This is a genomic window from Acinetobacter sp. NIPH 1852 (assembly GCF_022549455.1).
Lineage (GTDB): Bacteria > Pseudomonadota > Gammaproteobacteria > Pseudomonadales > Moraxellaceae > Acinetobacter.
Map to the genome: position 1 here is coordinate 37888 of NZ_JAKZGG010000026.1, position 6903 is coordinate 44790.

Below are 6903 nucleotides of genomic sequence, written 5' to 3' on the forward strand. Positions count from 1 at the left end.
TATCTAAAGATGCGCTTTTTAATTTTTAGGTTAAAGAATAATGGATAAAATAATTGCAATAGCCATAGACGAGTATAAATCACAAGAAATTAGTAATTTGAAAAATTGTTTGAATGATATAAACAGTTTGATAGGGGTGCTTACAGAAAAATATTTCAATGATCCTGATTTAATTCTTTATCATAAACCAGAGCAAACAACATTATCTTTTCTTTATAACAATCTTAATCAGGAAATGATAAATGCTTTAGATAATGATACTGTTTTAGTTATTTTTGCTGGGCATGGCGATTATAATGAGTATTTAAAAACTAACTATTGGTATTGCTCAGATTCTGATAGTAATGATCCTACGACGTGGTTTAATTTACGGGATTTAATGGATTTTTTTACAGCCTCAAAAGCCAAGCATATTGCTTTAATTTCAGATAGTTGTTTTTCAGGTGCAATTTTTGAAAGTATAAGGGGGGGAGGCATTAATGCATTAGTTAAGAGTAAATCAAGACAGGCTTTAACTTCTGGAGGAATTGAAAAAGTAAGCGATGGTGTAGCAAAAAATAGCCCCTTTAACATCGCATTAGTGCAGGTTCTAAGTAGTTATGATAAGCAAGAGTTAACATTCAATACTCTTTCCGAAGAGACGATTAGAAATTTTAGAGAAGATTTACGACAAACTCCTCAATTTGGCACTCTTTCTCATACTGGAGATGAGGGAGGAACATATATTTTTAGAAGAAAACAAGATAATAAAAAATTGACTATCAGTGAAATTAGTTTGCCATTAGATATAGACCCTAAAATAAAAATTGAAGCAGATTGTAAACTCCCATTTTTTAGTGAGACAAATCATTCGCAAAGCAATTTTATAAATATTTATGTTCAACAACTAGGGTATTCTATCATTAATGAAGTTAGAAAATTCATGGTAGATGATATTGATTACGCTATAAAAAGTAGTAAAGAAATTGGATTTGATTTTCAGATTTCATACAAGATTATGAGGGATGACAAAAATTACCTTAGTATCTTGATTGAAGTAGGACAGTCTTTGGGGACGGCATATCCAAATTATTGGGTTGAGACATTAAATTTCTCATTTAACCCTGTTCGAAAAATTCAATTAGGTGATTTATTAGATGGTAATGCCAAAGAAACAATTGAAAATATTATTGATAAATATGCTGAAAGTGAATGTAAAGCTGTCTTAAAAAACTCTCTAACTTATGAACTCATCAACGATTTAGAATTTTCTATTACTGATAAGAGCATATTTTTATAAGATGCTACCTCATGCATTCGCTGCTTGTGGGTGTATTGAAATTCCATACAATGAAGAAGGATTTAAAATTCAGAATTCAAACATTGGATGAAAAAGCTTAGCTTAAATTTGAACCTAATCCTAATATTGAAGAAATTAATAATATTCAACCAGTTGATTTACCTACGTTTGAGAAGTAATACAAATGAACATCCATCACGAAATCGAAAAACTGTTTCAACAACGCCAAGATATCCCATTATTTTATATTGAAAGTGGTAGCCGTTTATGGGGGATGGCTAGCCCTGACAGTGACTATGATGTGCGTGGTTTTCATTTACCGAGTAAAGAACAGTATTTTGACTATAAAAAGTACCGTGATTTGATCGAAATCATGGACGGTGATTTTGATTTTGTTTCTTATGATTTAGACAAAATGTTTGGGCTATTGGCTAAAAGTAACCCCACGGTTTTGGAGTGGGTAAGAGCACATATTGTTTATTTTAATGCCTTTCCAGAATGGCAAACCTTTCGAGATGGATTGCTTGAGCGAATCGATTATAGCGCGTTGTATCACCACTATTTGTCACTCGCCAAAGGTGGGATGAAAGTCATGCAAACCGCAGATAATTTTACTTATAAAAAAGTATTTTATTCGATTCGTGGTTTGATGTCGGCTGAGTTGGCAACCCAAGAAGTGATGCCAGAATTATTGATTACTGATTTATTTGCACAAGTTGATTCAAATGATCCATTGCGTCATTGGGCAGAAGATTATTTAGAAATTAAAAAGCAGCAGAAAGAGAAAGCTCAACTTCCAGAAGTGGAACAAGCAGCGATTCTTCATTTATTGGAAACCAAGATTGAGAAATTAGCTGCTAAAGAAATGCAAAAAGCTGATCGACGTGAGGGCTTAGAGCGTTATTTAACGGAATATAGTCGCCATTTGAAGCAGCATTATTATAAGTAAAATCATTTGCTTATATTTTGCTTTATCTTGGCGGAGTCGTATTGTGTTCTCATTCATATTTAAGATTAGCCTTCGGCTGGAGTTACTTTGGTTTTGCCCAAAGTAACCAAAGGCATTGTCATCTGCAAAACCTGTTCACTTCTTGCATTAATTAAAATTTATCGCAGAAACAGCATCTTCTTGAAATCACGCAGGTTGCAGATGACATTACCGAGTATCATATATTTTATGAGGATTTGATAAATAACCAATCTTTGTTCTAAATCCCACTTTCCAAAATACGCACTTTTACATCAGCTACATGATCTTTGGTCGCCTCAAAATGCTTCAGCATATGTGCCGTTTGCATATGCGCTTCAAGATGAGCTGTGCTTTCCCATTGCTCCAACATCACAATGCTATTTTCATCCTGTGTCTGCATTTCAATTGCAGGTAAATGATCAATCAATGGCGCATAGCCATGACAACCATCTTCAGCCAGTACAGTTGGAATGATTTTTTGGAAAGCATCTAACACTGCTTGGCGGTGTTCAGTACCTTGATGAGTACGGATTTCAGCGATAATAGTAAGCATATTATTTCCCTCTTAGTTAGCAGTTGCAAAAAGCTGATCTAAATGAACTTTGTACGCTTCTATATAGCTTGGAACATTCGGCATTTTGATCACATCATTCACGATAAACGTTGGGAGTGATTCCATACCTAAAAATTGATTGGCTTTGTGAAAAGGTAGATAAACTCCATCAACCCCAACGCCGTGAAAGAATTGATCAGGATCGGTAAAGGCTTCCATTGGTGCATTCCATGTTAAAGACAACATGTATTTCTTGCCTTGAATCAAACCACCTGAACCATATTTTTTAGATGCGTCTGAACGACTACGCCCATCGCTGGCATACAGTGAACCATGACCAATGGTAAATATATCATCAATGTATTTCTTCATGGTCCACGGTGCACCCATCCACCAGCCTGGCATTTGATAAATCACCACATCTGCCCATAAGTATTTTTCAATTTCGGCATGGATGTCATAGTCACTGTCAGTACGAGTGACTTGTACGCGATGACCTAAGTTTTTTAAATGCCCTTCAGAAAAGTCAGTTAAGGTGTCATTCAACTCACCATTGGAGTGGGCGAATTGTTTGGCACCGTTAATAATTAAAATCTTAGTCATGGGAGAACTCAAAAAATAGATTGCTAAAACTTGACGGCATTTTAGGAAATCTATTCATGAGTAAAAATACATAAATAGGCAAAATACTATTGATCAAAAATCAATAGTTGAGCTGATCAATAGTAGATTTCATTGCTGCGATCGCAATGTGAGAGGGGAATACAAATTCATTTGCAAGTTATATACATACTTGTGCTGTACGATTTGTTCTGGGGCGTTAATATGAATAAGCAGTGTTGTGATGGAAGATTAAAAATGCATAAAATTTTGATGATTTTAGGATGCGGAATTTTTTTAACAGCATGTAATCAGCCCATAGCTCAGTCGCAGCAGCAAACTGCGGTACAAAAAAGTACAGCGATACATGCCGTGTTATTGGATCAACCGAATCTATTCAATGAAGAAACTAATTTAAAGATCGATCAACAATTTAATAGCGCAGAAAATCCAAGCGAGGCAGAAATTACGGTTGAACAAACTCAACTTGATGATTCTGTGATTGCCGTTCGAACCGAATATCAATTAAAACGCGATCAAGCAGTTTGGAAAGTTGTGAATAAGAAACAAAGTTATCAATGTGCTAGAGGGGAGAATACTGCGACATTCCAGTTTGATTTATGCCCTTAAACGTAAAACTCATTTGAGATTGGATGAAAGATCAGCAAAGCTGTGGATAACTTGATTGTTATTCACATATTAAAACAATTGCTCAAATTGCGGTCATTTTGAAATAATGCTAAAGTTGCGTCTGGCAATTTTGCCAAAAGGTAAAACATTTACCAAGCTCACGTAAATAGATTGTTTTTCTTATATACACCTAGTGAATACGGTGTTTTCACATTTATTACATGCGCTCTCACAGCATGAAAATCAAAATTTAATTTAAATCTAAACCATAAAATCGTGTGGTGATGATCCTATTTTCTTTGTATGGAAATGGGACGCACCCGAATTGGTTGTTTTTGTGAATAGAACATGATGACGAATAATCAAAATATGACGTTAAACCGTATAACGCTCATGTTTCCTTTAGCTTTAGTGCTATTTGAGTTTGCGGTTTATATCGGTAATGACTTGATACAGCCTGCAATGCTGTCGATTACCCAAGAATTTGGTGTCAGTGCGACGTGGGCACCTTCGTCGATGTCATTCTATTTGTTGGGTGGTGCCAGTGTCGCTTGGCTGCTTGGACCACTTTCAGATCGACTTGGGCGTAAAACAGTATTATTGGCAGGCGTGGCATTCTTTACAGTCTGCTGTTTGTTGATTTTATTGACGCATAATATTGAACAATTCTTGGCCTTGCGTTTCTTGCAAGGTATTGGCTTAACTGTTATTTCAGCGGTTGGTTATGCCGCAATTCAAGAAACATTTGAAGAGCGAGATGCCATTAAAGTCATGGCACTGATGGCAAATATTTCATTATTAGCACCTTTACTTGGTCCTGTACTCGGTGCATTTCTCATTGAACATATTTCTTGGCATTGGGGCTTTGTCGCGATTGCCGCAGTTTCATTCTTGAGTTGGTTTGGTCTGAAGAAATTTATGCCATCACAACAACAAAGCAGAGTGAAACAGCCTTTTAGCTATATGTTTGATGACTTTAAAAAGGTGTTTACCAATCGCCATTTCTTGGGTTTAAGCCTTGCTTTACCACTGGTGGCGATGCCCTTGATGCTATGGATTGCCTTATCACCGATCATTTTGGTGGATGAGTTGAAACTGAGCAGCATGCAATATGGTTTGGCACAGTTCCCGATATTCTTTGGTTTGATTGCGGGCAATATTGTCTTGATCAAAGTGATGGATCGTTTTGCTTTAGGTAAAACCATTTTGGTGGGTTTACCCATCATGTTATTTGGGACGTTGTTCTTATTGCTTGGCGTGATTTGGCCGATCTATTTGGTGCCATGTTTATTGATCGGCATGACCTTGATCAGTTTTGGTGAAGGGATTAGCTTCTCCGTGATGTATCGTTTTGCCTTAATGTCTTCAGAAGTATCGAAGGGGACAGTTGCAGCCGCAGTGTCGATGATCATGATGATGAGTTTCTTTGTCATTATTGAACTGGTACGGGTACTTTATACGCATTTCCACATTTGGGCTTTTGCACTCGCGAGTGTGGCTTTGATTGCTTTATGGTTTGCTCAACCGCGTGCTGCGCTGAAACAGGTGATGCAAACACGTCAGCAACAAGGGATAAATTAGAACGGATGAGGTGTCCGTTGATTACTGAATTTCGAGTTCTAGAAGTTTATTTTTCAACATCACCAGTTCAGTGAGGGTCTCGAGTAATAGACTCATTTGCTTTAACAGCAATTGATTTTGCTCTGAGACCTGACCTTGTGAATTTAAGTGCTGAATTTTGATTAATATGTCTTCAATCTGTTGATTTGGAATTGGCTGTTGTTGTTGGATCAAGCTGTGTTTGATTAATTCGCCACTTTGATCTAACAGCGCCAAAATATGTTGATCTTGAATTTGAATACGTTGATGGCCGAGAGCAGAAACATAGCTCAATTGACTATGACTATAAACTAAGTAGCGAAATGCATAATGGATGAGTTCTTGATTGGGCTGTGGTTCGGTACTGAGACTCGAAATCATATTTGACAGTTCGATCTGGGCATTATGTGCCGCACGACGTGCTTTACGATATTCAAGGTCGTTGGAACGCCCTTGATGATATTGCTGGATGACCGCATCCAAATAATTCATGGTGGCTTGGCTACTTTTGCGTATATTTTCAGGGATATTACGAAAGTTCCAATCGGGCCAAATAAAGTTCACTGCTAACCATGCGATTGCACAACCGATGAGCGTATCGACAATCCTTGGTAAAACAATACTAAAACCCGCGCCCTTTAGATTAAAAATCAATAAAACCATCAGTGTTGCCATCACCGTGGCAAGCGCGTATTTCTTTTGGCGTAAATAGAAGAAATACACACCGCTAATCACGGTAATGACCAGTTGTCCTTCTATACTGGGTACAAAATAAAGCACGGGTATGCCAAGCAGCACACCTAATAACGTGCCGATGGTTCTGAGTTTCAGGCGGCTTTTGGTTGCAAAATAGGTGATCTGACAAACAAACAAGCTGGTCAGTAAAATCCAATAACCATTTTTTGCAAACGGCAACAAAGAAATTGCATAACCCACGGCAAAGACGATTGCTAAACGAACCGCATGACGAAATAAGGCAGACTGTGGACTGAGATGTTGCTTAATTTTTAAGAAGAAATCCTGAAAACCCTGAATATCTTCATCAAGCAAGTTCAAGTGTGCCTGTTGTTGCTGTGGGGAGAGTGTTTCGATTTTTTGCTTGAATTGCAGTTGAGCGAATTGCTCATGGATACTTTTTAAATTATTGAGAATGAGTTCTAAATTTTTAACCTCAAGATTATGAGGATGCTGAACGATCCAATCTTTCATGGATGCTTCAAGATTTTCCAGTGCTGCATCTGCCCGTTGACTGTTTTGATAGGGTGTTTTATG

At 37.2% G+C, this 6903-nt stretch carries 7 protein-coding genes; 4 read left to right on the forward strand and 3 right to left on the reverse strand.

Going from position 1 to position 6903, the window contains the following annotated elements; all coding sequences use genetic code 11:
* Positions 1-40 precede the first annotated feature (40 nt).
* Positions 41-1279 carry a caspase family protein gene (locus MMO38_RS15630; protein ID WP_241324100.1) on the forward strand — a complete coding sequence of 413 codons (1239 nt, stop codon included), beginning with the start codon at positions 41-43 and terminating at the stop codon, positions 1277-1279.
* A 184-nt stretch (positions 1280-1463) separates the two neighbouring features.
* Positions 1464-2228, forward strand: coding sequence for a nucleotidyltransferase domain-containing protein (locus MMO38_RS15635; protein ID WP_241324101.1), 765 nt, complete (start codon positions 1464-1466; stop codon positions 2226-2228).
* A 259-nt stretch (positions 2229-2487) separates the two neighbouring features.
* Here the strand turns inward: MMO38_RS15635 and MMO38_RS15640 are convergent, their stop codons facing one another.
* The gene (locus MMO38_RS15640; RefSeq protein WP_241324102.1) at positions 2488-2802 is read right to left on the reverse strand and encodes a putative quinol monooxygenase; all 315 of its coding nucleotides are present in this window, start codon (positions 2800-2802) and stop codon (positions 2488-2490) included.
* A 12-nt stretch (positions 2803-2814) separates the two neighbouring features.
* Complete coding sequence (locus MMO38_RS15645) at positions 2815-3405, reverse strand: NAD(P)H-dependent oxidoreductase (RefSeq protein WP_241324103.1); 591 nt, start codon at positions 3403-3405, stop codon at positions 2815-2817.
* 255 nt (positions 3406-3660) lie between these two features.
* On the opposite strand from MMO38_RS15645, the gene MMO38_RS15650 reads away from it, so the two are divergent.
* Positions 3661-4032 (forward strand): hypothetical protein, encoded by a 372-nt coding sequence (locus MMO38_RS15650; RefSeq protein ID WP_241324108.1) that lies wholly within the window; start codon positions 3661-3663, stop codon positions 4030-4032.
* 369 nt (positions 4033-4401) lie between these two features.
* On the forward strand, positions 4402-5613 hold the full coding sequence (locus MMO38_RS15655; RefSeq protein ID WP_155757169.1) for an MFS transporter: 1212 nt from the start codon (positions 4402-4404) through the stop codon (positions 5611-5613).
* Between the two features lie 21 nt (positions 5614-5634).
* Here the strand turns inward: MMO38_RS15655 and MMO38_RS15660 are convergent.
* Positions 5635-6903, reverse strand: a 1269-nt coding sequence (locus MMO38_RS15660) for an FUSC family protein (RefSeq protein ID WP_241324104.1), incomplete at its 5' end; no start/stop codon positions are given.